Here is a 25294-nt window from a genome sequence, read left to right on the forward strand (position 1 = left end):
AGTTACGCCTGTTTATCGTGTTTTTCATCCCCGTCTTCCCGCGGATGCTCCTGCCCTTTCTTTGCGGCAAATTTGCCGACTGCCCAAAGGGCCAGCCCGATCAATCCCATGACGGCGGCAATTCCCAAAAGGCTTTGCAGCAGCAAAAATACCGCGTCCACAGCGCCGGGCGCAGCCGCCAGTATGTACACGCGCATATGAACCCTCCTTTTGCCGGAACCGTCCGTCTTATCGGAACACCGGACGTTTATTTTGTACATTTCATTATATAGGAAAGGCCTGCCCTTTTCAAGTAAAAAATCCGCCGTGTATCACACAGCGGATTTCATTACAAACCGATATTGCGGGTTATACATTTCCCTCGATGTACTTGACGAGCTCCCCGACCGTCTTAATGTTGTCAATTTCTTCATCGGGAATTTCGATTTCAAACTCGTCTTCAATAGACATCAGCAAATCGACAACGTCCAAGGAATCAGCGCCCAGATCGTCAGCGATGGTTGTTTCGGGAGTAATGGAATCCTCCTCTACATCGAACTGCTCGCTCAGAATCGCTTTTACCTTTTCCAGAACCATGTCTTTTCCTCCTTCTGATTTGTAAGTGGGCATACATGCAAAAGCGCCGCCGTTCTTTCGGTGTCGAAAGTGGACAAAGCAGCGCGAAGTATGATACAATTGCCCCAGGCTGTCCGGCAAATTTTACCGGCGCCCCATTGACTTAACAACATATTATTAGCAATCCACGGCTTTGTCAATACGATTCCATGATTTTTATAAATTTTCTCAAAGGAGTACATCATGCATCGAATCGAACGGATTTCAGAAATTGAGCAATTTGCTGTAATTGGCCATCCAATTGCTCACACAATGTCCCCTTTTATTCACAGCCGTCTCTTTGAGCTGAACCGTCAGGCCGCAGCCTACCTTGTGATGGATATTCCGCCCGAGGAATTGGAAGCCTCTCTTCCCCGCCTGCGGGAGTTGAACGGATTCAACATCACAATTCCCCATAAGCAGGCGATTATTCCTCATCTGGACGCACTGGATCCAAAAGCCGCCTTTTTTCATTCCGTCAACACCGTCAAAAACGAAAACGGCCGTCTGACCGGCTACACGACGGACGGCGCAGGCTTCACACGCGCGCTGGAAGGCGCGGACGTCCCTCTGACCGGCAGAATCGCGATCCTCGGCGCGGGCGGCGTTTCCCGCGTGATGGCCTTTGAAGCGCTCGCCGCTTCGGAATCGCCGGACATCACCATCGCCGCGCGTCCATCCAGTTTTTCCAACGCACAGGCACTCTGCGGGGAATTGGAAGAGGTGCTCCGCAAAGAAGGCCGGAACGGCCGCATCGCCGCCGCGGAATTGGACGCTCTTTCCGGCGATTTCGATCTTCTGGTCAACGGTACGCCCGCGGGCATGTACCCGCGCGCAGACGCTTGTCCGGTTTCCGCCGCCGTGATCGCGCGGTGCGCCGCCGTATTCGACGCGGTCTACAATCCGGACGAAACGTTGCTCTTGAACCAGGCCAAGGCAAACGGCGCAAAGGCCGTGGGCGGTATGGCGATGCTGGTGGGACAGGCCGCCGCCGCTCAGGTAATCTGGCATGGCGCACAGTTTCATGCGAAAGACGTCGACGCGCTCTGCCGTGACGCGGTCGCAGAAATGGAGCGGATTTTCCGATGAAACAGAAGAACATCATCCTCTGCGGATTTATGGGCAGCGGTAAAACGACGGTGGGCCGCCGTCTGGCGCCGCTCGCCAAAATGCAGTTTATCGATCTGGACGACTATATCGCGGAACAGCAGGGCAAAACCGTCAGCGCCATCTTCGCCGAGCAGGGCGAGGAAGCGTTCCGCCGCATGGAAACGGAAGCCGCAAAGGCGCTTTCCAACCGGACGGGCTTGGTGATCGCCGCGGGCGGCGGCACCCTCCTGCGCGCGGAAAATGTGCGGATTTTCCGCAAAAACGGCTCTATCGTTCTGTTGGATACGCCGCTTTCCATCCTCCAGGAGCGTCTGAGAAACGATACCTTCCGCCCTCTTTTGCAGCGGCCGGACCGGAAACAATTCATCGCCGACCTGTACCGCAGACGCATGCCCGCCTACTGCATGGCGGCGGATTTGATTGTGGAGGGCGGCTATCCCGCGGAGAAGGTGGCGGCACAGATTCTGGACCGCGTACGGAAGGGATAAGCGGCTGCATGCAGACAAAATTTTGCCGATTTTTAAAAAACTTTTCTTGACAAACCCCTTCTCCCGTATTATGATACGAATAAGATTTTTCCTGTAAGGAGTTTCATCATGCGTACAATTGCGAACACAACACGATTTACAAGCTTTGGCTATCCCCGCTTTTTTTGGGCGTGGGATTTTTGTGCATGCAATTTTATTCGCTGTGACGACTCCCGTAGAAGGAAATAGCCGAAGCATACCCATATTGTAACCAGGCTGTTTTTAAGCGGAGCTGCATCGCAGCTCCGCTTTTTTGCATACATAAATAAAAAATTCGGAGGGAATCAACATGATTATCGTTTTAAAACCGCAGTGCACGGAGCCCCAAGTGAAAAGCTTTACCGAAAGCCTGATGAACGACTATAACGTCAAAGTCAATACCTGGGTGGGAACACAGAGTACCGTATTGGGATTGATCGGCGATACCACCTCGATCGACATCGACTATATCGCCGCACAGGATTTTGTAGAAAGTGTGAAGCGTGTGCAGGAACCATATAAAAAAGCGAACCGGAAATTCCATCCGGATAATACTGTGATCACTCTGCCCGGCGGGCAGAAGATTGGAGACGGCAGCCTGACCCTGATGGCGGGCCCGTGCTCCGTAGAGTGCGAAGCACAGATCTGCGAGGTGGCGGAGCGCGTTAAAGCGTCGGGCGCAACCTTCCTGCGCGGCGGCGCCTTCAAGCCGAGAACCTCCCCCTATGCGTTCCAGGGCCTGAAGGCGGAGGGCCTGGAGCTGCTCAAAAAGGCGAAGGCCAAAACCGGCCTGCCCATCGTGACAGAGATCATGAGCATCGCGCACATCCCGCTGTTCGAAGAAGAGGGCGTGGACATCATCCAGGTGGGCGCACGCAATATGCAGAACTTTGAACTGCTCAAGGCGCTGGGCAAGATCAACAAGCCCATCCTGCTGAAACGCGGCCTGTCCAGCACCGTTGAGGAATTGCTGATGAGCGCTGAGTACATCATGGCGGGCGGCAACGACCAGGTGATCCTGTGCGAACGCGGCATCCGCACCTATGAGACCTACACCCGCAACACGCTCGATATTTCCGCCATCCCGATCCTCAAGAAGCTTTCCCATCTGCCGGTCGTGGTCGATCCAAGCCACGCGGGCGGCATCTCCTGGCTGGTGGAACCGCTTGCCATGGCGGCGGTTGCCGCGGGCGCAGACGGACTGATCATCGAGGTACACAACAACCCGGCCAAGGCTCTTTCCGACGGCGCACAGTCCCTCACCCCGGACCAGTTCGACCACATCGCCGCGCATATCCTTCGCAGTAAGGAAGCGCTGTCCCGCCTGGAGCGCGCGGAATAAAAACAGTTGATTCCAAGAAAATCTCCGTGTGGAATGATAGGAGAGCCACAGCAGTCCATTTTTGTTGCGCGTGGTTTTTCGGGATTTTCTATAAACCATGGGCGCAATAAAAAAACAGTTGATTCCGAGGAAATCTCCGCGTGGAATGATAGGAGAGCCACAGCAATCAATTTTTGTTGCGCGTGGTTATTCGGAATTTTCTATAAACCATGGGCGCAATAAAAGACGCTCCGTTTCCCCGGAATTGACGGACCCCTCCCGCATTTGCTATACTATATTGGATTACAGCGGCAAAGCGTTTTCCTGTGTGGGGCTTTGCGGAAAGAGGCATCTAAATGAAACAGAATATTGTGATCGTCGGGCTTGGCCTGATCGGCGGTTCGCTGGCCAAAGCCTTTCAAAAATACAGTGCGTGCACCGTCACCGGCACGGACCGTGATCCGGAGGTCCTGCGCGCCGCGTTGGCATGCGGCGCGATCGACCGGGTCGCCGGAGACGAAGAACTGCAAAACGCGGACATGCTCTTCCTCTGCCTGTATCCGCAGGCGGATATCGACTTTATCCGGGAACACGGCGCAAAAATCCGCCCCTCCTGCATTGTGACGGATACTTGCGGCATTAAGACGGAAATCTGTGCGCACCTGCCGAAGCTGGCGGCACAATTCGGCTTTACGTTTGTCGGCGGGCATCCCATGGCGGGTAAGGAGCAGAACGGCTTTGCCGCCAGCGACGCGGACCTCTTTGACGGGGCCAGCTACATCATCGTCCCCTGCGGCGCACCCATGCGCGCGGTGGACACACTCAAGGCCATCGCGATTGAGCTGGGCTTTGGCGGCACGGTGGTCACCACGCCGGAACACCACGACGCAATGATCGCCTACACGTCGCAGCTGCCCCATGTTCTGGCCTGCGCCTATGTGATGAGCCCGCGCTGCCCGGAACACAACGGCTTTTCCGCCGGCAGCTACCGCGACGTCTCCCGCGTGGCGCGCATCAATGAGACGCTTTGGACAGAGCTGTTCCTCGACAACGCAGACGCTCTGACCACCGAACTGGACATCCTGATAGAAAATATCACCCGTATTAGCAGCGCTGTCCGGCAGCGCGACGCGGACGCCCTGCGCGGCCTGCTGCGGCAGGGCCGGGAAATCAAAGAAAGGCTTGGCGAATAAATGGAACTGACCGTATACACCTCAAAAAGCTATCAAATATGGATTGAACGCGGCGCGCTGGACCAGATCGGCGCGCGCTGCGCTTCCCTTTTTCCATCCGGCGCGAAGGCGGTTGTCGTAACAGACACCCATGTCGCGCCGCTTTATCTGGAACGCGTCTCCGCCTCCCTGCGCGGCGCGGGCTTCTCCGTCACCAGCTGCGCGTTCCCGGCGGGCGAGGCCTCCAAGCGGCTGCACACCATCGAGGGCATGTATTCCCACATGGCGGAAGCCCACATCACCCGCAGCGACTTCGTTGTCGCGCTGGGCGGCGGCGTTACGGGCGACATGGCGGGCTTTGCCGCCGCCTCTTACCTGCGCGGCATTCCGTTTGTACAGGTCCCCACTACCCTGTTGTCCCAAGTGGATTCTTCCGTGGGAGGCAAGACTGGCGTGGACCTGCCGCAGGGCAAAAATCTGGTGGGTGCGTTCCATCAGCCTTCCTTTGTGCTGATCGACCCGGACACGCTCTCCACCCTGCCCGCGCATTACTTTGCGGACGGCATGGGCGAGGTGATCAAATACGGCTGCATCAAGAGCCGGGCGCTGTTCGACCGCATCGCGCAGGCGGAGGACATCCACGCCAGTATGGACGAGATCATCTATCGCTGTGTGGACATCAAACGGGACGTCGTGGAGCGCGACGAATTTGACACCGGCGAGCGCGCGCTGCTCAACTTCGGGCACACGTTTGGCCACGCGCTGGAAAAGCTGCACCATTATGAGGGTTTGTCCCATGGGGAAGCGGTCGGCATCGGCATGGTGATGATGGCGCGGCTGGGCGAAAACGCCGGACTGACGGAACAGGGAACGGCGGATCAAATCGTTGCCGTACTGCAAAAGTACAGCCTTCCCACCTCGAGCGATCTGCCGCTGGAGCAAATCGTCGCTGCGACGGCATCGGATAAAAAGAGCAGCGGTTCCTCCATCGGCCTTGTGCTGCTGGAGAAAATCGGAGAAAGCTTCGTGCATTCGGTGTCACGCACGGAACTCCCCTCTCTGGCGGAGGGCTGCCATGCATAATGTCGTCATTGCACCTTCCGTTTTAAATGGATCTGTGACTGTCCCCTGTTCAAAAAGCGCGGCACACCGGGCCATCCTCTGCGCCGCATTGGCAGACGGCGAAAGTCGCCTTTCCCCCATCGCGGAATCCAATGACATCCGCGTGACGGCGGAAGCCGCTCGCGCACTGGGGGCGGAGATTACAGCTGACGGGCCCGTCTACCGGGTCTCCGCCGGAAACGCGCCGCAAAAAAGCGCGGAGATTGATTGCGGGGAAAGCGGTTCTTCTCTGCGTTTTTTAATTCCCATCTGTGCTGCCTATGGAATGCAGGCAACCTTTACCGGTCACGGGCGCCTTCCCGAACGGCCCATTGGCATTTATCTGGATTTGCTGCCGGAACACGGCGTTTCCTGTCAAACCGAGGGCGGATTGCCGCTTTCCATTAACGGAACGTTAAAACCCGGTTGTTTTATACTGCCCGGAAATATCAGTTCCCAGTTCATCACCGGACTGCTGCTCGCCTGCCCGCTTTTGAAGGGGGACAGCGTCATCCAACTTTCTTCTCCTCTGGAAAGCGCAGCCTATGTGGACATGACGCTGGAGGCCATGGCGGCATTCGGCGTCACCGTAGAATCCATTGAAAACGGCTGGTGTGTCCCCGGCGGGCAAAACTACCATGCACAGGACTTCCGGGTAGAGGGAGACTGGTCGCAGGCGGCGTTCTTTCTGGCTGCCGGCGCACTGGGTGGCTCCCTTTCCATCGACGGATTGAAACGGGATTCCACACAGGGCGACCGCGCGGCGGAAGCGCTTTTTGCCGCTTTTGGAGCGAAAACCGCGTGGAAAGGTGAAACTTTATGTATAGAACAAAAAGAATTATACGGAATGGAGATTGACGCCGCGCAGATTCCCGATCTCGTTCCGATTCTGGCCGCCACCGCCGCGCTCGCCAAAGGCCGCACCCGCATTTACCATGCGGCGCGGCTGCGCATCAAGGAAAGCGACCGGCTCGCCGCAATGGCGGACTGCCTGAACCGTTTGGGTGCGCATGTGCAGGAGACAGACGACGGCCTGCTGATCGACGGTGTGGAGCGCCTGCACGGCGGTACCGTTGAAGGCTACAACGACCATCGTATTGTGATGGCCCTTTCCATCGCCGCCCTGAAAGCGGACGGGCCGGTGACCATCACCGACGCGGAGAGTATTAATAAAAGCTATCCCGCCTTTTTTGCGGATTACAACAGACTGGGAGGAAAAGCAGATGTCATCAGCATGGGGTGAAAAAGTCAAAATTTCGATCTTTGGGGAGAGCCACGGCATTGCCATCGGCGTTGTGATCGACGGCCTGCCCGCCGGCGAACCGATTGACATGGACGCCGTCCTGGAGCAGATGCGGCGCCGCGCGCCTGGACAGGACAAATCCGCGACGCCGCGCAAAGAGAGCGACTTCCCGCGGGTGGTCAGCGGCCTGCTGAACCACACCACGACGGGCGCGCCGCTCTGCGCCGTAATTGAGAATACCAATACGCGTTCGCAGGATTACGGCAACCTGCTGGACGTTCCGCGTCCCGGCCATTCCGATTATCCGGCCTATCTCCTCTACCACGGCTGCAACGACATCCGCGGCGGCGGGCATTTCTCCGGCCGCCTGACCGCACCGCTCGTATTTGCGGGCGCTGTTTGCCGCCAGATTCTGGCGCGGCGGGGCATCCGTATCGGCGGGCACGTGGCGTCCGTCGCCTCCGTCGCGGACATTCCATTTGATCCGGTGCAAATTCCGGATCAGCTGCTGGAGGAGCTTTCCGCCGCGTACTTCCCAGTCATCGACGTGGAGAAAAAAGAGGAGATGCGCGCGCTGATCGAAGAAGCGCGCATGGCGCAGGACAGCGTCGGCGGCGTTGTGGAATGCGCGATCACAGGCGCGCCCGCGGGCGTCGGGGGGCCGCTGTTCGGCGGCATTGAACCGGTCTTATCCTCCATCCTGTTCGGCATCCCCGCCGTCAAAGGCGTGGAATTCGGCGACGGCTTCGGCTCCTGCGCACTGCGCGGCATCGAAAACAACGACCCATTCTACTATGACGAAACGGGTGCGGTGCGCACCCGCTCCAACCATGCGGGCGGCATTCTGGGCGGCATCACCACCGGCATGCCGATGGTTTTCCGCGTGGGGATCAAGCCGACGGCCTCCATCAGCCAGAACCAGCAGAGCGTCAATTTGCAGACCAAACAGGAGCAGGTATTATCGGTGCATGGAAGGCACGATCCCTGTATTGTGCCGCGCGCCGTCCCTGTGGTGGAAGCCGCGGCGGCTGTCGCGCTGATGAATTTTGACGGCATCCTGACGGGCGGCAATCCGGAAGGGGGCTGGCGCGCATGACATTGGAAGAAGTGCGCAGGGAAATCGACGCGATCGACAGCCAGCTGCTTCCGCTGTTCCTCAAGCGCATGGATTGTGCCGGGCAGGTGGCGGAAATCAAACGGGAACAAAATCTTCCCGTACTCAACTCCGCGCGCGAGCAGGAGATTCTCGATTCCATGGCGCAGCGGGCGGACCGCTACGCCGGGGAAGCCCGCATGCTCTACGCCACCTTGATGGATATGAGCCGTGCGATCCAGCACAATCTTTTAGGAAGCGGGAGAGAACTGCGCGAGCTGATGGAGAACGCGGAGCCTGCCCCGGTCAAAACCGACCGCATCGCCTGCCTGGGCGTCAACGGCTCCTTTTCCCACGAGGCGGTCAAAGGGCTGTATCCACAGGCAGAACCGCTTTTCTTTGACAACTTCGCTGCAATCTTTGATGCTGTTGCCGGCGGAGAAGCCGACCTCGGCGTGCTTCCCGTGGAAAATTCCTCCGCAGGCTCCGTCAGTGAAGTGTATGACTTGATCTTAAAATACCGCTTTTATATTGTAGCGGCGGAAACGCTGCAGATCCATAACTGCCTGGCAGTGCCGGAGGGCACCCAAATGGAGGACGTCCGCACCGCCTATTCCCATCCGCAACCGATTGCGCAGTGCTCCAACTTCATCGCGGAACACCATTTGCAGACGGTCCCCTGTTCCGCTACGGCGGCGGCGGCCCAGAAGGTTGCACAGGAACGGCAGCCCGGCACGGCGGCAATCTGCTCCGAGCCCGCCGCGCAGGAATACGGTCTGCAGATTCTGGCGAAGGACATCCAGAACAGCAGCAACAACTGCACGCGTTTCATCGCCATCAGCCGCCGGATGTTTATTCCGCAGGGCGCCAATAAAATCAGCCTGTGTTTCTCTTTGCCGCACCGCACCGGCACCCTGCATGGCGTTCTGGCACGCTTTGCCGCCGCGGGGCTGAACCTGACGAAGATCGAGAGCCGTCCCATCGCGGGCAAAACCTTCGAGTACGATTTTTACCTTGACTTTACCGGCAACGTGCTGGAACCGCATACGCTCGACCTGATTGCCGCTTTGAGCGACGAGCTTCCACGATTTTCCTTCCTCGGCAACTATCTGGAACAGGAATAACAAACAGGGAGGTCTTTTCATGAAGCGCATTCTGGTTTTAGGCGGCACACGCTTTTTCGGCAGGCACATGGTTTCCGCGCTGCTCGCGAAGGGGCATTCCGTTACCATTGCAACCCGGGGACAAACACCGGACCCCTTCGGCAATACAGTGGAGCGCATCGTACTGGAACGGACGGACGCAGACTGCATCTGTCAGGCCCTTTTGGGAAAGTCCTTCGACGTCGTCTGCGACAGCCTGGCCTATACCTCCAACGACGTGCGCGCGCTGTTGGACTCGTATCATCCATACCGATACGTCATGACCTCTTCCACCGCGGTCTACCAGCCGCTGGCGCTTCATACCACAGAGGCGGATTTTGATCCCCTGCAAATCCCTCTCAAATGGTGCGGCAGAGGGGACGATTCCTATGCCGCATGTAAGCAGCAGGCGGAAGCGGCCCTTCGCCAGATATACCCGTCGATTCCCGCCGTCGCCGTCCGGTTCCCCTTTGTCATCGGGGAGGACGACTACACCCGGAGGCTGTATTTTTACGTGGAAAATGCGATCAAAGGAATTCCCATGCATATTGACAACCTTGACGCGCAGATGGCGTTCGTCCACGCACCGGAGGCGGGACGCTTTCTCGCCTGGGCTGCCGTGCAGGACTACACCGGCCCGCTCAACGGAGCAAGCGCCGGGACGATTTCGATCCGGGAAATCCTGCAATATGTAGAACGGCAGACCGGGATGCAGGCGCTTCTCAATCCAAAGGGACTGCCCGCCCCTTACAATGGAACCGGGCCCTATTCCATCGACACGGCTTTGGCCAGCCGCCTTGGGTTCTCTTTTTCCAATCTGGATGACTGGATCTACACGCTGCTGGATGCTTTCATTCAACAGGCTCGCGTTTCCATATAAAAGAAATCCCGCACAGCTTTGCAGAATCTGCAAGACTGTGCGGGATTTTTCTTGATCAGTTTGTCTATGCCTGCGCTGCGGCCGCCGGAGCTGTAACCGCTTTTGTTTCCACCTCCGCCGGTGGATCCTTCCGGTACAGGACCTTCAGGATGATCGGTGTAATAATGGAGGAAACAATGATCAGGATGATGATGGCGCTGAAGAGAACCGGCTCCAGCAATCCAACGGCCAGGCCCTTCTGTCCGACAATCAGCGCAACCTCGCCGCGCGTCATCATGCCCACGCCGATCTTCAGCGACTCATTCCAGTTGAATTTTGTAACCTTGGCCGCCAGACCGCAGCCAATAATTTTGGTTGCCAGCGCTACAACCACCAGCGCCAGGGAGAAAAACAGCAGCGTGGGGGTCATACCCTTGATCTCCGTCTTCAGACCGATGCTGGCAAAGAAGATCGGGCCAAACAGCATATAGGCGTTGACGTCCACTTTCTCGACAATGTATTCCGAAGAGCGCACATTGCAGAGGATAATGCCCGCCAGATACGCGCCGGTGATGTCCGCGATGCCGAAGAAACGCTCCGCGACATAGGCCAGGATCAGGCAGAGCGCAAAACCGTAAATCGGCAATCTTCTCTGACGCGGATACCGCTTATCCAGCCACTTGAAGAAGTAGTAGCACAGCATACCGATCACCGCCGCAAAAACAAAGAACAGGCCGGTGTTGATCAGCACGCTGCTCGGGTTGACGCTCGGGTCCTTCATGCCGACGACAAAAGTCAAGAGGATAATCCCGATCACGTCGTCGATGATCGCGGCGCTCAGGATCGTCGTTCCCACTTTTCCCTTCAGCCGTCCCATCTCGCGCAGGGTCTGCACGGTGATGCTGACAGACGTCGCGGTCAAAATCACACCGATGAACACTGCCTTAAAGAAACCCTCCGACATTGCCGGCGCAAAGCCGTTAAACAGGGAGTACAGCAGGTATCCGCCGCCCAGCGGCACCAGAACACCCATGCAGGCGATCAGAAAAGCGGGGCCGCCGGTGCTCTTCAACTCTTTTAAATCGGTTTCCAGTCCGGCCACAAACATCAGCATGATGACGCCGATCTCCGCCATCTTGACCAGAAACTCGCTGGAATCCACAATTCCCAGCACATTCGGGCCGATGATCAGGCCCGCGACGATCTCTCCCACCACCTGCGGGATGTGAATTTTCCGAAATAAAATTCCAAACAGCTTCGCCGCAATCACAATGATTCCCAAATCCAGGAAAAAGTCGTACGACATTGTTCAAGTCCCCCTCATATCTCGTTCATAATTTTTCAACAAATTAAAGTTTACGACTCAGAAGGGGGACTTGTCAATGAAAGACCTGACAAAATCCGAGTGTCTTCGAGGGAATTTTTTGCCTATTTCGGTTGCGGATTAACCGGCCTTGCCGCCAGCGCAATCCACCCCTTCTCCTCACGGCGGTCAAAGATTGTAAATTTCCCCGCCAGTGCGCGCAGAACATCCTGTTCGCGCGTATCGATAATGCCGCTCATCAGGTAGACGGCATCCGGCGCCAAAAACTGCCGCACATCCTCCGTCAGCAGGATGATGATATCCGCCACAATATTGGCCACCACCACGTCGTAAGTCCCGCTGACCTTGTCCGTCAGGTTGCCGCAAATCGCTGTAAATTTTTCCTGCACGCCGTTGAGCTCCGCGTTCTGTACCGCTGTTTTGACCGCCAGCTCGTCGATGTCCACGCCGACGGCGCTCTGCGCCCCCAGCAGCAGCGCCGCAACGGAGAGGATGCCGCTCCCGCAGCCCACATCCAGCACGGTGCTGCCGGGCCGGACCACCTGTTCCAGCAGCTCCATGCACAAACGCGTCGTCTCGTGCGTACCGGTGCCGAAGGCCAGGCCAGGCTCCAGGTGCAGCACCGTACGGCCCTGCGCGTCAAACTCATTTTCCCAGTTGGGGCGGATCAGCAGCTTTTCTCCCACCGGGATCGGTTTAAAATACTTTTTCCAGTTGTTGATCCAGTCCTCCTCCACACAGGCGGCGGTGGAAATGGTGTGCGCGATGCCTTCCGCGTTGTAGCGTTCGCTCAGAAAGGCGATTGCCTCCGCCGGGTTTGCCTCCGGGCTGATGTAAACATGCACCAGCGCTTTGGTGCGGTCCTTTTTCAGCAGGTCCTCGTCGATCAGGTCGATGTGCGCGATCTCCCACGCCTCTTCCTCCAAATGGGAATAGTCCTCAATATAGATGCCGTACGGCACCACCATCTGCGCGATATCCCCCGCGCGGTCCACTTCTTTTGCATCGACGGAAACGGTCACTTCTGTCCAGTCCATAACGCCCTCCAAAACTTTGATGATAAATTTTATTATATACCAATATATATGGTATGTACAGGCAAAGGAGGCGATGCAGTGAAGAAGCGGGGCGAATTTCTGGCAAACACGGCGATCCTGACGGGAGGCACGCTCCTTTTGCGGTTCTGCAACATCTGGTTCCGCGTATACATCATCGGAAAAATCGGCACGGAAGGCATGGGCCTGTACCAGCTGATCTTTTCGATTTTCTCCCTTGCAATCGCCACCTGCACCAGTGGGGCGGGACTGACGGTCACCCGCATGGTGGCGGAAGGCCGCGGCACGCGGCCCTGCATTCGCAAATGCCTGATTTTTTCCCTGTCCGTCAGTTTTCTGGCGGCTGCCGTGCTGTGGATCGGCTCTGATTTCTTCGCGCGGCAGTTTCTGAACATCGAAAGCGGCCTGCCGCTGCGTCTCCTGGCCCCCGGCCTGCCCTTCATGGCGATCTGCGCTTGCCTCAAAGGCTATTTCCTCGCCGTCCGCAACAGCGTGGTGCCCGCCCTGGCGGAACTTCTGGAGCAATTTACCACCATCGGTGCGACGATTGCCTTTTTCTTTGTCTTCACGCCGTTCAGCGCGCTGATGCTGGCCTCCACCGTGGGCGAAGTCGCCTCCTGCGCGGTGGTGTTCTTTGTGTACCGCATCATGACGCGCAAGCGCCCAGCGGCGGACTGCAGCCGGTCCGCCGGGTACCGGCAGATTGCGCACATCGCCATGCCGGTTCTCAGCGGTTCGTTCATCCGCAGCTTTCTGAGCAGCACGGAAAACCTGCTGGTGCCGCGTGGACTCAAACGCTTCGGCGCGGACAGCTCTTCCGCCCTGTCCCAATACGGCATCATTCAGGGCATGGTGATGCCCATCCTGTTTTTTCCGTCTTCGTTCCTGTCCTCCATGTCCTCCATGCTGATCCCGGAGCTTGCGGAGGCGAACGCGCAGGGAAAACACAAATCCATTGAGGAATCCGCGTCGCGCACCTTCCGCTTTACCCTATTGTTCTCTTTTCTGGTCACAACCCTGTTGATCGTATACGCCGAAGACCTGGGCACTGCCTTTTATAACAGCCGGGAAGCGGGCATGTTCCTGCGCATTATGGCGCCCATCATTCCTCTGATGTATCTGGACAGCGTGGTGGACGGCATGCTTAAGGGGCTGGATCAGCAGATGTATTCCTTTAAATACAACTTTATGGACTCCATCATGCGGGTCATTTTGATTGCGACGGCGCTGCCCCTGTTCGGCGTCAAGGCGTATATCTTCATCCTGTTTCTCAGCGAAATCTTCAACGCTTCCCTGAGCATCAGCCGGCTTCTGAAGGTCGCCCGCGTGGAGGTGGATATTGTCGGTTGGATCCTCACGCCTGCCGTAAGCGCCGCGCTGCTCTACTATGTATTGACACTGATCCGGCAGCTTTGTTGACAAAGAAAGTCGAAACAGCTATGATTAAGTATAAATTTTGATACGGGAGGCGTTTTTTTGCAGAATTTATCCGAGCTGTTCCTCCTGTTCACCATCTACAGCTTCATCGGCTGGATGTGTGAAAGCATTTATTGTTCCGTCATTGCCGAAAAATTGATTAATCGCGGATTTCTGAACGGCCCCTTCTGCCCCATTTACGGCGTGGGTGCGCTGCTGGTGATAAAGCTGCTTGCGCCGTTCGCGGGAAATCCGGCGGTTTTATACCTGGCGTCCGTTGTGGTAACCAGTATTTTAGAATATGTTACGGGGTTTCTCTTGGAAAAGCTGTTCCACACCAAATGGTGGGATTACTCCCACCGCCGCTTTAACTTGCAAGGGCGCGTCTGCCTGGGCAACGCGTTGTTGTTCGGCGTGATGGGCGTGATCGTCACACACCGGGTACATCCGTCCATCCTGCACCTGCTTGCGCAAATCCCCGCCGACTGGTTGCTGGCGCTCACCATCGCACTGGGAATCTACTTTCTATGTGATACCGCGATCACAGTGCGCACGATCCTGCAGCTCAACGGCAGGCTGGCCGAGCTGCAAAGGGTACTGGACGAAATCCGCGAGAAGGGCGGAACCGTTCTGGACGAAAAGCGCCGCACGGTGCTGGAAACCAAAGCTCGCCTGGAGGAAGGGACAAAAGCGCGGCTGGAAGCCCTGCGCAGCCGGCAGAAGGCACTGGAACAGGAAAGCAGGCTTCTGCACCGCCGCCTGATCAACGCTTTCCCGACCATGAAATCCATCCGCCACAGCGAATCGCTGGCGCATATGCAGCAGGCATTGCGGGAGCGGATGCAAAACCGGAAAAACTAAAAAACATTGTATCCGTAAAAGGGCGCTCCGATTGGAGCGCCCTTTTACGGATTTTGCTTTTCCAGTTCCTCCGTCTGCCAAAGCTCCAGCAGCGCCTTGACGTCCTCACGGAATTCCTTTGACTCCTGTAGTTCTCCCTGTTCCAGCGATTCCATCACCTCAAAGCGGAACGCCTCCGCCCCATAAGCGTTCCATTCCTTTTGCAGCGAGAGCACACAGCAGCTTCCTGTTTGGGCAGTCAGCTTGAAACGGTTCTCCGCCCCGCGCAGGTCCGGTGTGGAAAACAGGTGCTTTTCCCCGGTTTGCATATTGGTGATACTGTAAACGCCGCCGACGGCTCTGCGCTCTTTATACGCCTTGATTGCAGCCCTTTTATTCTCTTTTTCCATGTCCGTACCCCATCTCCCGCAGCAGGTTTGCCAGCAGATGCAGCCGCTCAGAGAGCAGCTCGTCGTCCCGGCTGAACGCCTCCGCGAACAGCTTAATGTCCTCATCAATCTTATCATTGTCCGTACAAACGGATATTGTCATCGCGTCGCCCTGCAGGCCGATGCGGTCGATGTTCGGATTTTCCTCCTGGTACATCTTGTCGTACCGGTACGCCGTCTCGTTAAAATACTGCTTGGAACGGCAGATCAAAATTGCTAAGTCCAGCACACGGTGGATCGGCAGCTCTTCCGATTGACGGGACCATTTCTCGCCCGTATAACGCCACACCTTAGCGGAAATATCCACCCTGCCGCGGTCGTTCCACTGTGCCAGACCGAGGGAAAGCCCCTGCGCGTCTGTCTCATAGGCACTGCGTCCGTCGATGTTGCTGTAATTTTCCGATACAATGACCGGCTTATGCTTCAATGTTGTTGGAATTTTCATATTGACATCTCCTATCTAGTAAATTAGTAAATTAGTAAATTACTAATTTACTAGATGTTACACCTTTCAAATGTATTTGTCAAGGGAAAGAAACATTTTCCAAATGTCTATTCAGCAAAATGGATTGATCCATTGGGAATCAACATGCTGCTTTGTCCACACGTAAGCTGGTGATTTCCGCGTTTGGCACCCATCTGTTTGACATCGTTTTATAAATGGGATAAACTGTTGGGTAATCCACTCGCCCGACAGGAAAATACAGGCGCTGCTCCATTTTATTATTGGAAAGAAGATGCTGCAATGAACATAAAAGAATTATCAAAGGAAGAAATATGTTTCGCATTGGAACTGGTGTGGGAAGTCTTTCTGGAATTTGAAGCCCCGGATTACTCCCAGGAGGGAATCGAGGAGTTTCATCACTTTATCCAAAATGAAAAGGAAATGGACAAGCTGCGATTTTTTGGCGCCTTTCAGGAAACATTCCTGCTCGGCGTACTCGCAATGCGGCAAACCCATATCTGCCTGTTGTTTGTTAAAAAGGAGTTTCATCGAAAAGGGATTGCTAAATCGCTGTTTCAAGCTGTATTGGAGCAAATCAAGAGTGAAACCATCACGGTAAATTCCGCTCCCTATGCCGTAGAGATTTATCAAAAGCTGGGGTTCCTTCCCGCCGGTCCGGAACAAACCACCAATGGAATCCGTTCCACGTCCATGGTCTATACGCGCGAATAAAGTGCCATTGTATAAAACGAAATCTATTGCAGCAGAACTTTTCTTTGACTGCCCATATAAAAATACCCGCGAAATCCGTTTTGCCTGGATTTTGCGGGTATTTTCATGGCTTCTATTCATTTGCCTTTGTGTACAACGCGAAATCTTCCCCATCCCTTTATGTACCGGTTTTTCGTCGTCCTGTTCAAAGGCTTTCATTTCTCCATATTTTTGGCCTCACGGTGCCGTTGCTGTATTTTAAGAAAAATAAGAAAAACTCCTTTGGCTGGAATGTTCCGTTCTTAATGAATATTTCCTGCGCCTTATTGCCCATTTCCAGAAAATAGCCGGTTTCCGCATACCCGTTCCGCAGATAAAACCTCTTGCGCCTCAACCGTTGTTCCCTATCTTCCGCAGGCTCGTCGCACCTCTCGATCGATATAATGATTTTACGATCCGGATGAATGGATTGCACTTGCTCCAAAATTTTTTCGCCATATCCCTTTGACCGAAGGGTTTCATCCACCGCAAAGAACATGACGAACGCCAGGTCTTTTACCGCGGCCAAATAAACAAAGCCGCACAGAGTATCCCCATCATAAAAGGCCAGAAAGTCCGTACTCTTTGTCTTTGCCAGCGCAAGCATCAGCCAAAAGGGCATACGGTCTTCCTTTAAAAAAGACGCTGTATAGATTTCCTTTATTTTCTTTCTGTTTTTGCCTTTTACAGGTTCTACTGTCAAATTCATTTCTCCTTTTCCGTCGTTCTTTTAATCCGCGGTTGCGGTTAAACGCACAACCATCCGTCTTTTTTACTGTGCGATCCGATATTTGTACACGGAAACGGTGCGTCCCTCAATGCTGGAAGGGGATTCACGCAGGTATGCCGCACCCATTTTGTCATAAAACCCGTTGGCGTGCGGATCGCTGAAAATGTACAGGCTGGGAATGCCCTCTTTTCGGCAGTATGTCTCCGCAAAATGCATCAGCCTGGTGCCAATCCCCTTTCCAATATAGGCAGGCAGCAGGAAAAGATGCTCCAGCCAAAAGCCCTTGCGCACCAAGACCTTTCCCGCATGAAAATCCTTCTTCACCTCCACAATGGAAAAATACCCGATTGGTTTTCCCACTGTTTCCGCCACATAAACGCGGTTTTCCAGAATATAGCGGGACGTGATCGTCAGTTCATCTTTCCAAACGCGGTAGTAGGATTCCGGATCGTTCCAATGCCTTTTGGATGCAAAGGAAATCTTGGTGAGCGCCTCATGGTCGTTGGGTCTGGCGGGCCGAATGTGGATTTCCATACAGGTTCCCTCCTTTTTCTGCAAAAAAAGGGCGGCCCAAAAGGCCGCCCAAACTTATTGCGTATTGGAACAAAGATAGTCCAGCTCCGCAACCGCCTCGCCGTTGCGGTAATAGACGCGCGGCACGCGCTTGCTGAGCAGGCAGACCAGTTCGTAGCTGATGGTATGATTGTAAGCCGCCAATTCATCCACAGAAATGGCCGCGTCGCCGTCACACCCAAAGAGCGTTACAACGTCTCCCTCTTTCGCGTCCTTGATCGAGGTAACGTTGACCATCAGCTGGTCCATGCACACCCGGCCGATGATCTTGGCCTTTTTGCCGCGGATCAGCACACTGGCGCGGGTATACAGGTGACGGGAATAGCCGTCCGCATAGCCGACCGGCACGGTTGCCACCACCGTCTGCTTCTTTGTCGTATAGCGGCGTCCGTAACTGACGCTGGTCTGCGGCTCCACCGTCTTGATCATGGAAATGATCGACTTCAACTGCATTGCCGGGCGCAGATCGATCTTGTTCTTCACCTGTCCCGAAGGGTTCAGGCCGTAAAGGATGATGCCGGGACGCACCATGTCCAGCTGCGCGTCCGGATAGTCCAGCACGGCAGCGGAATTGGAACAGTGTTTGAGCGGGAAGGTGATGCCGCGCAGGGCAAGCTGGTCCACCAGCTTGCGGAAGAGGTCCAGCTGCATCAGCGTGTATCCGCAGCCGTCATTTCCCTCGTCTGCAACGGCAAAATGGGAAAAGATGCCCTCGGCCTCAAGTCCTTCCAGCGCGCAGATGTTGGCAATTTCCTCTATTGTACCCACATCGCGCGACGGGTCCTGAAACATAAAGCCAATACGGCTCATGCCGGTGTCCACCTTGATGTGGGCGCGGACTTTTACCCCGGCCTCCTGTGCGCAGGCGGCAAGGCGCTCCCCGTATTCTCTGGATAAAATGGCCTGTGCCACATCCATATTGCTTAGTTCCTTCGCCATTTCCGGCGGCGTATAGCCCAGCACCAGGATCGGCAGGCCGATCTGCGCATTGCGCAGCTGGATCGCTTCCTCCAGATTGGAAACGGCAAACCAGTCGGCGCCCAGTTCCTCGTATTCGCGCGCCAAAAGCTCCGCGCCGTGGCCGTAGGCGTCCGCCTTGATGACGCAACAGACCTTTGTCTCCGGCTTCAATTGTTTTTTGATCTCTCTGAAATTGTGCGCAATGGCATCCAGGTCGATTTCCGCCCAGGTGCGTCTGAAAAAGTCGCTCATATTCTTACTTTACGCTCCCAAACTTTCTATTCTCTCAAATCGGACGCGCCGCGGCATCTGCATGCGTGGCGGCGCGTCCGGGTTTTACACAGCGGTGGGTTCCTTATTTAAAGTATGCCACGCCGGATTCAAAAATACGCTGATCTTTTTCTCCCGGCACATTCAGGCAAATATTTTCGCCCCTGCGCTCGGAATGGCCCATCTTGCCGAGAATACGGCCGTCCGGGCTGGTGATTCCCTCGATCGCACAGACGGAACCATTCGGGTTCCAGGCGATGTCGCCGCTGGGATTGCCCGCCGGGTCCACATACTGCGTGGCAATCTGCCCATTGGCAATCAGCCTGGACACCTCCGCGTCGCTGGCCACAAAGCGGCCCTCGCCGTGGGACACCGGGACGGTAAACACATCGCCTGCGTTAACGCCGGAGAACCATGGCGACTTGACCGAGGTCACGCGCGTATAGACCATGCGGGATACGTGGCGGCCCAGCGTGTTGAACGTCAGGGTCGGCGCGTCCTCGCTCAGCTCCATAATTTCGCCGTACGGCACCAGTCCCAGCTTGATCAGCGCCTGGAAGCCGTTGCAGATGCCCAACATCAGGCCGTCGCGCTTTTGCAGCAGCTCCGCGACCGCGTCCGCAATCTTCGGGTTGCGGAATGTGGTGGCGATGAACTTGCCGGAGCCGTCCGGCTCATCTCCGCCGGAGAATCCGCCGGGCAGCATGATGATCTGCGCGTTGCGGATGGCCTTTTCCATGCGGTCAATCGTGTACTCAATATCGGAAGAGTGGAGATTGCGCACCACCAGGACCTCCGCCTCCGCGCCGGCGCGCTCAAACGCGCGGGCGGAATCATATTCGCAGTTGGTCCCGGGGAAAACCGGGATGAACACGCGCGGTTTGGCAACCTTAATCGCCGGGGCTTTTGTATTGCGCTCCGTACAGAGCGGCACGTCCTCCGTCACGGCGACCGCGGGCGCGCCGTTCGGGAAGATTTTTTCCAGCGTGCCCGTCCAGCGGCTGACCAGCTGATTCAGCGGCAGACGCTCCCCGCCGATGACAACTTCCGGATTGGCGGTCGTCTCACCCAGCAGGATCGCGGCGCTGTCTCGGATCGGCACACCGTCCGCCAGCTCCGCTACAATGAAGCCGGACAGCGGTGCAAACAGAACGCCCTCGTCCTCATTATCGAAGTCAAAGCCGAGCCCGTTGCCAAAGCACATCTTTGCAACGGCAGCCGCCGCGCCGCCCTCTTTTACAACGGATGCGGAAAGGATGCTGCCGTCGGCGATCTTCTCGCCGAGCACCTGATAGTACCGCTTCAAGCGTTCCCAGTCGGGCAGCATGGTCTTCGCGTCCTCCGGCAGAGGCACCAGCACCACACGGGAACCCGCCTTCTGGAATGCGGCGGATTTTGTTTTGCTCGCTTTTGTCATGCCGACTGCAAAGCTGACCAGCGTGGGCGGCACGTCCATCTGCTCAAACGTACCGGACATACTGTCCTTGCCGCCGATGGACGGCAGACCCATGCCCAGCTGTGCGGAGAGCGCGCCCAGCAGCGCCGCCGCCGGTTTGCCCCAGCGCTTGGGATCGTTGCGGAGGCGTTCAAAATATTCCTGGAAGGTCAGGCGGCACTTCAGCGGGTCCGCCCCCGCCACACAGAGCTTGGAAAGGCTCTCCACTACGGCATACGCCGCGCCGTGGAACGGGGAGAACCGCGCGATGCCCGGAATATAGCCGTAGCTCATCACGGTCGCGTCGTCCGTCTCCCGGCTGCCCACCGGCAGCTTGGCCACCATGGCTTCTTCGGGGGTGAGCTGGTATTTGCCCGCAAACGGCATCAGCACGGTCGCCGCGCCGATGCTCGCATCAAAGCGCTCCGCCAGCCCCTTCTGGCAGCAGACCTCCAGGCGGGCGAGGTTGTCGCCAAACGCCTGCGCCAGCGGCTTGCCCTTCAGGCAGTCCGGCACCAGCTTGCGGTAGTTCTGCTCCGGATTGGGCGCGGTGATCTCCACATCCGTGCGCTGGGTCACGCCGTTTGTATTCAGGAAGGAACGTGCGACATCGACGATCACGTCGCCGCGCCACTCCATTTTCAGGCGGGGGGACTCGGTTACAACGGCAACCACCTGTGCGTTGAGGTTTTCCTCCGCGGCGGCGTCGCAGAACGCGTCCACATCGCCGGGGGCCAGCACAACCGCCATGCGCTCCTGAGATTCGGAGATCGCCAGTTCCGTGCCGTCCAGCCCTTCATATTTTTTGGGGACTTTATTCAAATCGATTTCCAGGCCGTCCGCCAGCTCACCGATGGCAACACACACGCCGCCCGCACCGAAGTCGTTGCAGCGCTTGATCAGCCGGGAAACCTTCGGGTCGCGGAACAATCGCTGAATTTTGCGCTCCGTGGGCGGGTTACCCTTCTGGACCTCCGCGCCGCAGACCTCCACGGACTGTTCCGTGTGGGCCTTGCTGGAACCGGTTGCGCCGCCGATGCCGTCGCGCCCGGTGCTGCCGCCCAGCAGGACGATGATGTCGCCCGCCTTCGGCTCCTCGCGCACCACGTTGCTCTTCGGGGAAGCGCCGATGACCGCGCCGATCTCCATGCGCTTCGCCACATAGCCGGGGTCGTACAGCTCGGTGACCTGCCCGGTCGCCAGACCGATCTGGTTGCCGTAGGAGCTGTAGCCGGAGGCCGCGCCCGTGGTGATCTTGCGGGTGGGCAGCTTGCCGTGCAGCGTCTCCTCGAACGGAAGACACGGATTGCCGGAACCAGTCACGCGCATCGCCTGATAGACGTACGCCCTGCCGGAGAGCGGGTCGCGGATCGCGCCGCCCAGGCAGGTGGCCGCGCCGCCGAACGGCTCGATCTCCGTCGGATGGTTGTGCGTCTCGTTTTTAAACTGCACCAGCCAGGTTTCCTCTTTGCCGTCGATGGTCACGGGAACCTCAATGGAGCAGGCATTGATCTCATCGCTGACGTCGAGATCCGGAATCTGGCCACGCTTGCGCAGCAGCTTCATCCCGATGACCGCCATATCCATCAGGGAAACCGGACGGTCCGTCTCGCCGTACACCTCGTCGCGTGCCTCATAGTAGGCTTTGAGCGCGTCTTCAATCGCGGAGCTGAGCGCGCCCTGCGCAATGGTGATATTCTCCAGCCGTGTGGAGAAGGTGGTATGGCGGCAGTGGTCGCTCCAATATGTATCGATCACACGCAGTTCCGTGACGCTTGGGTCGCGGTTTTCCTGATTGCGGAAATAGTCGCGGCAGAATACCAGGTCCTCCAGCGTCATCGCAAAGCCCATGCTGTCATAATAATTTTTCATCTCCTCGTCGTCCCAGGCAATAAAGCCTTCAACGCGCGCCACGTCCGGCGGCACATCCGCCTGCATGTCCAGCGACGCCGGCTTCTCCAGGGAGGCCAGGCGGCTTTCCACCGGATTGACCAGATAATTCTGAATCCGGCCCAGCTTGTCCGCGTCCAGGTTCCCCTTGAGGGCGATCACGCGGGCGGTCAGCACCTGCGGGCGCTCGCCCTGTGTGAGCAGCTGCACGCACTGCGCGGCGGAATCCGCGCGCTGGTCGTACTGGCCGGGCAGGTATTCCATCGCAAAAACGGAATATCCCTTGGGCAACGGATATTCCTCATCATAAACGGTATCCACATTCGGTTCCGAGAAGATGGTGCCGCGCGCGGCCTCAAATTCCATTTTGCTCAGTCCGGAAATGTCGTACCGGTTCAGTAATTTTAAATCTTCGACCGGCATTCCCAGATTTTCCACCAGATCAGCCTTCATGTGCTGCGCTTCCACGTCGAAGCCGGGTTTCTTTTCTACAAATACTCTGATAACGTCAGACATTGTCTCCCCCGTTTCCCTGTGCCGCCCCTTGCGCGGCGGACAGATTTTGATACGACTATCATAGCATATTTTGCCTCCGTAATAAAGAGTGTCCAGCCATTTTAAAGAGACAGAGATACGCCCGTAAACTTCCAATAAATTGGTCAGGAAGCACGAAGTCCCGCGTAAATCCAGTCGTTTCCCGTACATAATCGAATAAAAAGAGCGGAAAAATACGCAAAAAAGGTTTGACAGACACCGCCGCACCCAGTAGACTGATACTAGAGATTTTTTGTGTGATATTCAAGGAGACGGAACCCGTTTCCCGGCATAAAAAGGAGGCATATACCATTGGAAAAGCTGAAAGCTTATTTAAAAAGCCCCTGCGACCAAACGCTGGACGCGCTGTGGGAGGATTCTGGTTCTCTGTTCTGGGTGGACTGGCGTGATTACGACGACGCCATCGTTCAGTATGCGGACGGATACCTGGAGGACGGGGACACCGTCTCCGCACAGGTGCGCGATTCCAGCCTGGAGCGCGGATTTGATATGGTCATTACCATGGGAGACAAGCAGGTAACGGTCCCCTACGCGGATTCCCACGCCGACCGGGATACCACCCTTATCGCGTTGAGCGGTATTCTGGCGCCGAAATACCAGCTGCGCTGGTTTATGGAGACGCTGGGCGGCGACACACTCGCCTTCTGCCTGCTGCCCGCCGCTGCATGGGAAGAGCTGGAACAGGAATACACCAAACCGGTTGTAGACTTCTATTTCCAGCCGGTTGCGCCGGATCTAAAAATGTTTGAGCTCTCCGTGGACGAGGTGTGGGACCTGCTGGAAGCGCGGCGCGAACAAAACCCGATGGCGCAACATGGATGAGACGCCCCGCGTACAGGAAGCCGGGCCGGGCGACCTGCACGACTTACTGCACTTATATACGCACCTGCACGACTCCGCCCCATCCGGAACAGATGCGGCGGTCTTCTCGCTGTGGGAGCAACTCTGCGCCGACCCATCCTACCATATATTGATCGTCCGGCTGGACGGACAAATCGTATCCTCCTGCACGCTGGTGGTGATCCCCAACCTGACGCGCGGGCAGCGTCCGTATGCGCTGATTGAAAACGTCGTCACCCATGGAGAATACCGCGGACGCGGGCTGGCTTCCCTCTGTCTGCGGCGCGCAAGAGAGCTGGCGCGGCAGGCCGGCTGTTACAAAATGATGCTGCTGACCGGTTCCAAGCAGGAAAACACCCTGCGCTTTTATGAACGGGCCGGGTTCAACCGGAACGACAAGACGGCGTTCGTCCAGTGGCTGTGACCGTCCAGCTGCATCGGATCTCCTTGTAAACATAATTAAAGAGCCGGAAGGAACGAATCCTTCCGGCTCTTTTTCAGTTGATTTATTAAGTTTGTCAGGCAGGCGAAACCATGAAGATCATGGACACGTCGTCAATGATGTACGTGAACGAGGCGTTATCGCCCAACGCCACTTTCACATCCTGCTCACCCAGCACATCGCCCAATTCTTCGTCAATTTCATATTTGCGATCCGGTTCAAAGCCCGCGATCACACTGGAACGCAGGGCCGCCAGCAGCTTCAGCTCCTCGTCGCTTGCCTGATCCGTACTGACACCGACAAACAGGCTGACCAGATTGCCGCTCGTGGGACTTTCCCGCAGCAAAATGCTCAGACCGTCGCTGTGCTTATAGGTGTGCACCAGCCTGCCGTTCTCATCCGTTTCCGAAGCGGTTTGCCAGGCGGACATTTTTCCATCCCCATATTCCTCTGTCACCGCATCCAGTTCGGAAACCATACTGGAAACCGTCATGGAAAATTCTTTCTCCGCCGGGTTTCCGGCCTCATCCGGAGAACTGCCGGTGCCAAACGACTCCAACGGAACCACGCTGATATACATAGCCCCGTTCTGGAAACCCAGGCTGAAGGCCGCCTGCTCCCCAAATGCGTATTCCTGCTGTCCCAGCTGGGTGATGATCTCCGAAGTCTTCCCCGGTTCAAACTGGTCGATCACCTCCGCCTGCAATGCCGTGATGAAGTCCGATTCTCCATCCGTCAGATCGTCCAGATTTGCAACCATCATCACCTCTACCAGCTTACCGCTCTGCTCCTCTCTGGCCAGCGCCAGTTGAAAGGCTTTTTTATAATCGTAGACCTGCATCGGGTTGCCGTTCAGGTCCGTACTCTCCGCCGTATTCCATGTGGAGAGCTTCCCACCGCTGAACGCGTCCGAAAAGCCGTCCAGATACTGGAACAGGCTGTCCGCCGTCATGGAAAACGCCGGCGTTTTGGGCGCCTCGGAAGAGGGTTCCTGACTGCTCTCCGGCGGCGTACTGGAGACCGCCGCGCTTTCCGGCGCGGAAGACGGTTCCGAAGAAGACGGCTGCTCGCCGCTGTTTCCGCACCCTGTCAGCATCAGGCATAATGCTGCAACAATTACTGCCAATTTTTTCATATTGATTCCTCCTTGGGAGAAATCATAGCACAGATTTTCGACAA

General features: G+C 56.6%; 25 protein-coding genes. 14 read left to right on the top strand and 11 right to left on the bottom strand.

All coding sequences use genetic code 11. The features are described from left to right. Positions 1–2: 2 nt before the first annotated feature. Positions 3–197, bottom strand: a complete 195-nt coding sequence (locus BN2106_RS12610; RefSeq protein ID WP_050698928.1) for a hypothetical protein — start codon at positions 195–197, stop codon at positions 3–5. A gap of 151 nt (positions 198–348) precedes the next feature. Then, the gene (gene acpP / locus BN2106_RS12615; RefSeq protein ID WP_050698929.1) at positions 349–576 is read right to left on the bottom strand and encodes an acyl carrier protein; all 228 of its coding nucleotides are present in this window, start codon (positions 574–576) and stop codon (positions 349–351) included. A 222-nt stretch (positions 577–798) separates the two neighbouring features. Between acpP and BN2106_RS12620 the strand changes: the two genes are divergently transcribed. The 9 genes from BN2106_RS12620 (at position 799) to BN2106_RS12660 (ending at position 10162) form a co-directional block, all read left to right on the top strand. Beyond that, positions 799–1683 (top strand): shikimate dehydrogenase family protein, encoded by an 885-nt coding sequence (locus BN2106_RS12620; RefSeq protein ID WP_050698930.1) that lies wholly within the window; start codon positions 799–801, stop codon positions 1681–1683. Then, on the top strand, positions 1680–2192 hold the full coding sequence (locus BN2106_RS12625; RefSeq protein WP_050698931.1) for a shikimate kinase: 513 nt from the start codon (positions 1680–1682) through the stop codon (positions 2190–2192). The genes BN2106_RS12620 and BN2106_RS12625 overlap by 4 nt, the downstream gene beginning before the upstream one ends. Positions 2193–2520: 328 nt before the next feature. After that, positions 2521–3552, top strand: a complete 1032-nt coding sequence (gene aroF, locus BN2106_RS12630; protein ID WP_050698932.1) for a 3-deoxy-7-phosphoheptulonate synthase — start codon at positions 2521–2523, stop codon at positions 3550–3552. 335 nt (positions 3553–3887) lie between these two features. After that, positions 3888–4724, top strand: coding sequence for a prephenate dehydrogenase (locus BN2106_RS12635; RefSeq protein ID WP_050698933.1), 837 nt, complete (start codon positions 3888–3890; stop codon positions 4722–4724). Beyond that, entirely contained in the window at positions 4725–5786 is a 1062-nt protein-coding gene (aroB, locus tag BN2106_RS12640) for a 3-dehydroquinate synthase (RefSeq protein ID WP_050698934.1), read from the top strand. Beyond that, positions 5779–7047, top strand: a complete 1269-nt coding sequence (aroA, locus tag BN2106_RS12645; RefSeq protein ID WP_050698935.1) for a 3-phosphoshikimate 1-carboxyvinyltransferase — start codon at positions 5779–5781, stop codon at positions 7045–7047. The genes aroB and aroA overlap by 8 nt, the downstream gene beginning before the upstream one ends. Continuing rightward, positions 7028–8143, top strand: coding sequence for a chorismate synthase (aroC, locus tag BN2106_RS12650; protein WP_050698936.1), 1116 nt, complete (start codon positions 7028–7030; stop codon positions 8141–8143). The genes aroA and aroC overlap by 20 nt, the downstream gene beginning before the upstream one ends. Beyond that, on the top strand, positions 8140–9264 hold the full coding sequence (gene pheA / locus BN2106_RS12655; protein WP_050698937.1) for a prephenate dehydratase: 1125 nt from the start codon (positions 8140–8142) through the stop codon (positions 9262–9264). Before aroC ends, pheA begins: the two co-directional genes overlap by 4 nt. Positions 9265–9283: 19 nt before the next feature. Beyond that, the gene (locus BN2106_RS12660; RefSeq protein ID WP_050698938.1) at positions 9284–10162 is read left to right on the top strand and encodes an NAD-dependent epimerase/dehydratase family protein; all 879 of its coding nucleotides are present in this window, start codon (positions 9284–9286) and stop codon (positions 10160–10162) included. 64 nt (positions 10163–10226) lie between these two features. Here the strand turns inward: BN2106_RS12660 and BN2106_RS12665 are convergent, their stop codons facing one another. After that, positions 10227–11447 carry a cation:proton antiporter gene (locus BN2106_RS12665; protein WP_050698939.1) on the bottom strand — a complete coding sequence of 407 codons (1221 nt, stop codon included), beginning with the start codon at positions 11445–11447 and terminating at the stop codon, positions 10227–10229. A gap of 122 nt (positions 11448–11569) precedes the next feature. Beyond that, positions 11570–12502 (bottom strand): 50S ribosomal protein L11 methyltransferase, encoded by a 933-nt coding sequence (gene prmA, locus BN2106_RS12670; protein WP_050698940.1) that lies wholly within the window; start codon positions 12500–12502, stop codon positions 11570–11572. A gap of 78 nt (positions 12503–12580) precedes the next feature. Between prmA and BN2106_RS12675 the strand changes: the two genes are divergently transcribed. Together BN2106_RS12675 and BN2106_RS12680 are read left to right on the top strand one after the other, a co-directional pair. After that, the gene (locus BN2106_RS12675) at positions 12581–13939 is read left to right on the top strand and encodes an oligosaccharide flippase family protein (RefSeq protein ID WP_050698941.1); all 1359 of its coding nucleotides are present in this window, start codon (positions 12581–12583) and stop codon (positions 13937–13939) included. A gap of 57 nt (positions 13940–13996) precedes the next feature. Continuing rightward, a complete protein-coding gene (locus BN2106_RS12680) occupies positions 13997–14797 on the top strand; it encodes a putative ABC transporter permease (protein WP_050698942.1) in 801 nt (266 codons plus the stop codon). Between the two features lie 44 nt (positions 14798–14841). On the opposite strand, the gene BN2106_RS12685 is transcribed toward BN2106_RS12680, so the two are convergent. Both BN2106_RS12685 and BN2106_RS12690 read right to left on the bottom strand, forming a co-directional pair. Continuing rightward, complete coding sequence (locus BN2106_RS12685) at positions 14842–15186, bottom strand: GIY-YIG nuclease family protein (RefSeq protein ID WP_050698943.1); 345 nt, start codon at positions 15184–15186, stop codon at positions 14842–14844. Next, positions 15170–15670, bottom strand: coding sequence for a DUF6530 family protein (locus tag BN2106_RS12690; RefSeq protein WP_050698944.1), 501 nt, complete (start codon positions 15668–15670; stop codon positions 15170–15172). Before BN2106_RS12690 ends, BN2106_RS12685 begins: the two co-directional genes overlap by 17 nt. Before the next feature lie 300 nt (positions 15671–15970). On the opposite strand from BN2106_RS12690, the gene BN2106_RS12695 reads away from it, so the two are divergent. Next, positions 15971–16402 (top strand): GNAT family N-acetyltransferase, encoded by a 432-nt coding sequence (locus tag BN2106_RS12695; RefSeq protein WP_050698945.1) that lies wholly within the window; start codon positions 15971–15973, stop codon positions 16400–16402. 184 nt (positions 16403–16586) lie between these two features. Here BN2106_RS12695 and BN2106_RS12700 read toward each other — a convergent pair whose 3' ends face one another. The 4 genes from BN2106_RS12700 to BN2106_RS12715 form a co-directional block, all read right to left on the bottom strand. Further along, positions 16587–17129: a GNAT family N-acetyltransferase gene (locus tag BN2106_RS12700; RefSeq protein WP_082236496.1), complete on the bottom strand. Its 543-nt coding sequence runs from the start codon at positions 17127–17129 to the stop codon at positions 16587–16589. A 63-nt stretch (positions 17130–17192) separates the two neighbouring features. Next, entirely contained in the window at positions 17193–17684 is a 492-nt protein-coding gene (locus BN2106_RS12705; protein WP_050698947.1) for a GNAT family N-acetyltransferase, read from the bottom strand. A 54-nt stretch (positions 17685–17738) separates the two neighbouring features. Further along, entirely contained in the window at positions 17739–18935 is a 1197-nt protein-coding gene (alr, locus tag BN2106_RS12710; RefSeq protein ID WP_050698948.1) for an alanine racemase, read from the bottom strand. Positions 18936–19038: 103 nt separating this feature from the next. Beyond that, entirely contained in the window at positions 19039–22794 is a 3756-nt protein-coding gene (locus BN2106_RS12715) for a phosphoribosylformylglycinamidine synthase (RefSeq protein ID WP_050698949.1), read from the bottom strand. A gap of 330 nt (positions 22795–23124) precedes the next feature. On the opposite strand from BN2106_RS12715, the gene BN2106_RS12720 reads away from it, so the two are divergent. Continuing rightward, positions 23125–23655: a hypothetical protein gene (locus BN2106_RS12720; RefSeq protein ID WP_050698950.1), complete on the top strand. Its 531-nt coding sequence runs from the start codon at positions 23125–23127 to the stop codon at positions 23653–23655. Next, positions 23648–24097 carry a GNAT family N-acetyltransferase gene (locus tag BN2106_RS12725; RefSeq protein WP_050698951.1) on the top strand — a complete coding sequence of 150 codons (450 nt, stop codon included), beginning with the start codon at positions 23648–23650 and terminating at the stop codon, positions 24095–24097. The genes BN2106_RS12720 and BN2106_RS12725 overlap by 8 nt, the downstream gene beginning before the upstream one ends. Before the next feature lie 94 nt (positions 24098–24191). Here the strand turns inward: BN2106_RS12725 and BN2106_RS12730 are convergent, their stop codons facing one another. Continuing rightward, the gene (locus BN2106_RS12730; protein ID WP_050698952.1) at positions 24192–25250 is read right to left on the bottom strand and encodes a hypothetical protein; all 1059 of its coding nucleotides are present in this window, start codon (positions 25248–25250) and stop codon (positions 24192–24194) included. Positions 25251–25294 lie beyond the last annotated feature (44 nt).

It is taken from the genome of Anaeromassilibacillus senegalensis (assembly GCF_001261775.1).
GTDB lineage: Bacteria > Bacillota > Clostridia > Oscillospirales > Acutalibacteraceae > Anaeromassilibacillus > Anaeromassilibacillus senegalensis.

What these genes read in the sequence shown, in the direction of transcription:
- BN2106_RS12610 (WP_050698928.1), bottom strand. Translation starts at nt 197, where the DNA reads ATGCGCGTGTACATACTGGCGGCTGCGCCCGGCGCTGTGGACGCGGTA.
- aroB (WP_050698934.1), top strand. Translation starts at nt 4,725, where the DNA reads ATGGAACTGACCGTATACACCTCAAAAAGCTATCAAATATGGATTGAA.
- alr (WP_050698948.1), bottom strand. Translation starts at nt 18,935, where the DNA reads ATGAGCGACTTTTTCAGACGCACCTGGGCGGAAATCGACCTGGATGCC.
- aroA (WP_050698935.1), top strand. Translation starts at nt 5,779, where the DNA reads ATGCATAATGTCGTCATTGCACCTTCCGTTTTAAATGGATCTGTGACT.
- pheA (WP_050698937.1), top strand. Translation starts at nt 8,140, where the DNA reads ATGACATTGGAAGAAGTGCGCAGGGAAATCGACGCGATCGACAGCCAG.
- BN2106_RS12620 (WP_050698930.1), top strand. Translation starts at nt 799, where the DNA reads ATGCATCGAATCGAACGGATTTCAGAAATTGAGCAATTTGCTGTAATT.
- BN2106_RS12665 (WP_050698939.1), bottom strand. Translation starts at nt 11,447, where the DNA reads ATGTCGTACGACTTTTTCCTGGATTTGGGAATCATTGTGATTGCGGCG.
- acpP (WP_050698929.1), bottom strand. Translation starts at nt 576, where the DNA reads ATGGTTCTGGAAAAGGTAAAAGCGATTCTGAGCGAGCAGTTCGATGTA.
- BN2106_RS12635 (WP_050698933.1), top strand. Translation starts at nt 3,888, where the DNA reads ATGAAACAGAATATTGTGATCGTCGGGCTTGGCCTGATCGGCGGTTCG.
- BN2106_RS12690 (WP_050698944.1), bottom strand. Translation starts at nt 15,670, where the DNA reads ATGAAAATTCCAACAACATTGAAGCATAAGCCGGTCATTGTATCGGAA.
- aroF (WP_050698932.1), top strand. Translation starts at nt 2,521, where the DNA reads ATGATTATCGTTTTAAAACCGCAGTGCACGGAGCCCCAAGTGAAAAGC.
- BN2106_RS12685 (WP_050698943.1), bottom strand. Translation starts at nt 15,186, where the DNA reads ATGGAAAAAGAGAATAAAAGGGCTGCAATCAAGGCGTATAAAGAGCGC.
- aroC (WP_050698936.1), top strand. Translation starts at nt 7,028, where the DNA reads ATGTCATCAGCATGGGGTGAAAAAGTCAAAATTTCGATCTTTGGGGAG.
- prmA (WP_050698940.1), bottom strand. Translation starts at nt 12,502, where the DNA reads ATGGACTGGACAGAAGTGACCGTTTCCGTCGATGCAAAAGAAGTGGAC.
- BN2106_RS12725 (WP_050698951.1), top strand. Translation starts at nt 23,648, where the DNA reads ATGGATGAGACGCCCCGCGTACAGGAAGCCGGGCCGGGCGACCTGCAC.
- BN2106_RS12695 (WP_050698945.1), top strand. Translation starts at nt 15,971, where the DNA reads ATGAACATAAAAGAATTATCAAAGGAAGAAATATGTTTCGCATTGGAA.
- BN2106_RS12700 (WP_082236496.1), bottom strand. Translation starts at nt 17,129, where the DNA reads ATGAATTTGACAGTAGAACCTGTAAAAGGCAAAAACAGAAAGAAAATA.
- BN2106_RS12625 (WP_050698931.1), top strand. Translation starts at nt 1,680, where the DNA reads ATGAAACAGAAGAACATCATCCTCTGCGGATTTATGGGCAGCGGTAAA.
- BN2106_RS12715 (WP_050698949.1), bottom strand. Translation starts at nt 22,794, where the DNA reads ATGTCTGACGTTATCAGAGTATTTGTAGAAAAGAAACCCGGCTTCGAC.
- BN2106_RS12730 (WP_050698952.1), bottom strand. Translation starts at nt 25,250, where the DNA reads ATGAAAAAATTGGCAGTAATTGTTGCAGCATTATGCCTGATGCTGACA.
- BN2106_RS12705 (WP_050698947.1), bottom strand. Translation starts at nt 17,684, where the DNA reads ATGGAAATCCACATTCGGCCCGCCAGACCCAACGACCATGAGGCGCTC.
- BN2106_RS12660 (WP_050698938.1), top strand. Translation starts at nt 9,284, where the DNA reads ATGAAGCGCATTCTGGTTTTAGGCGGCACACGCTTTTTCGGCAGGCAC.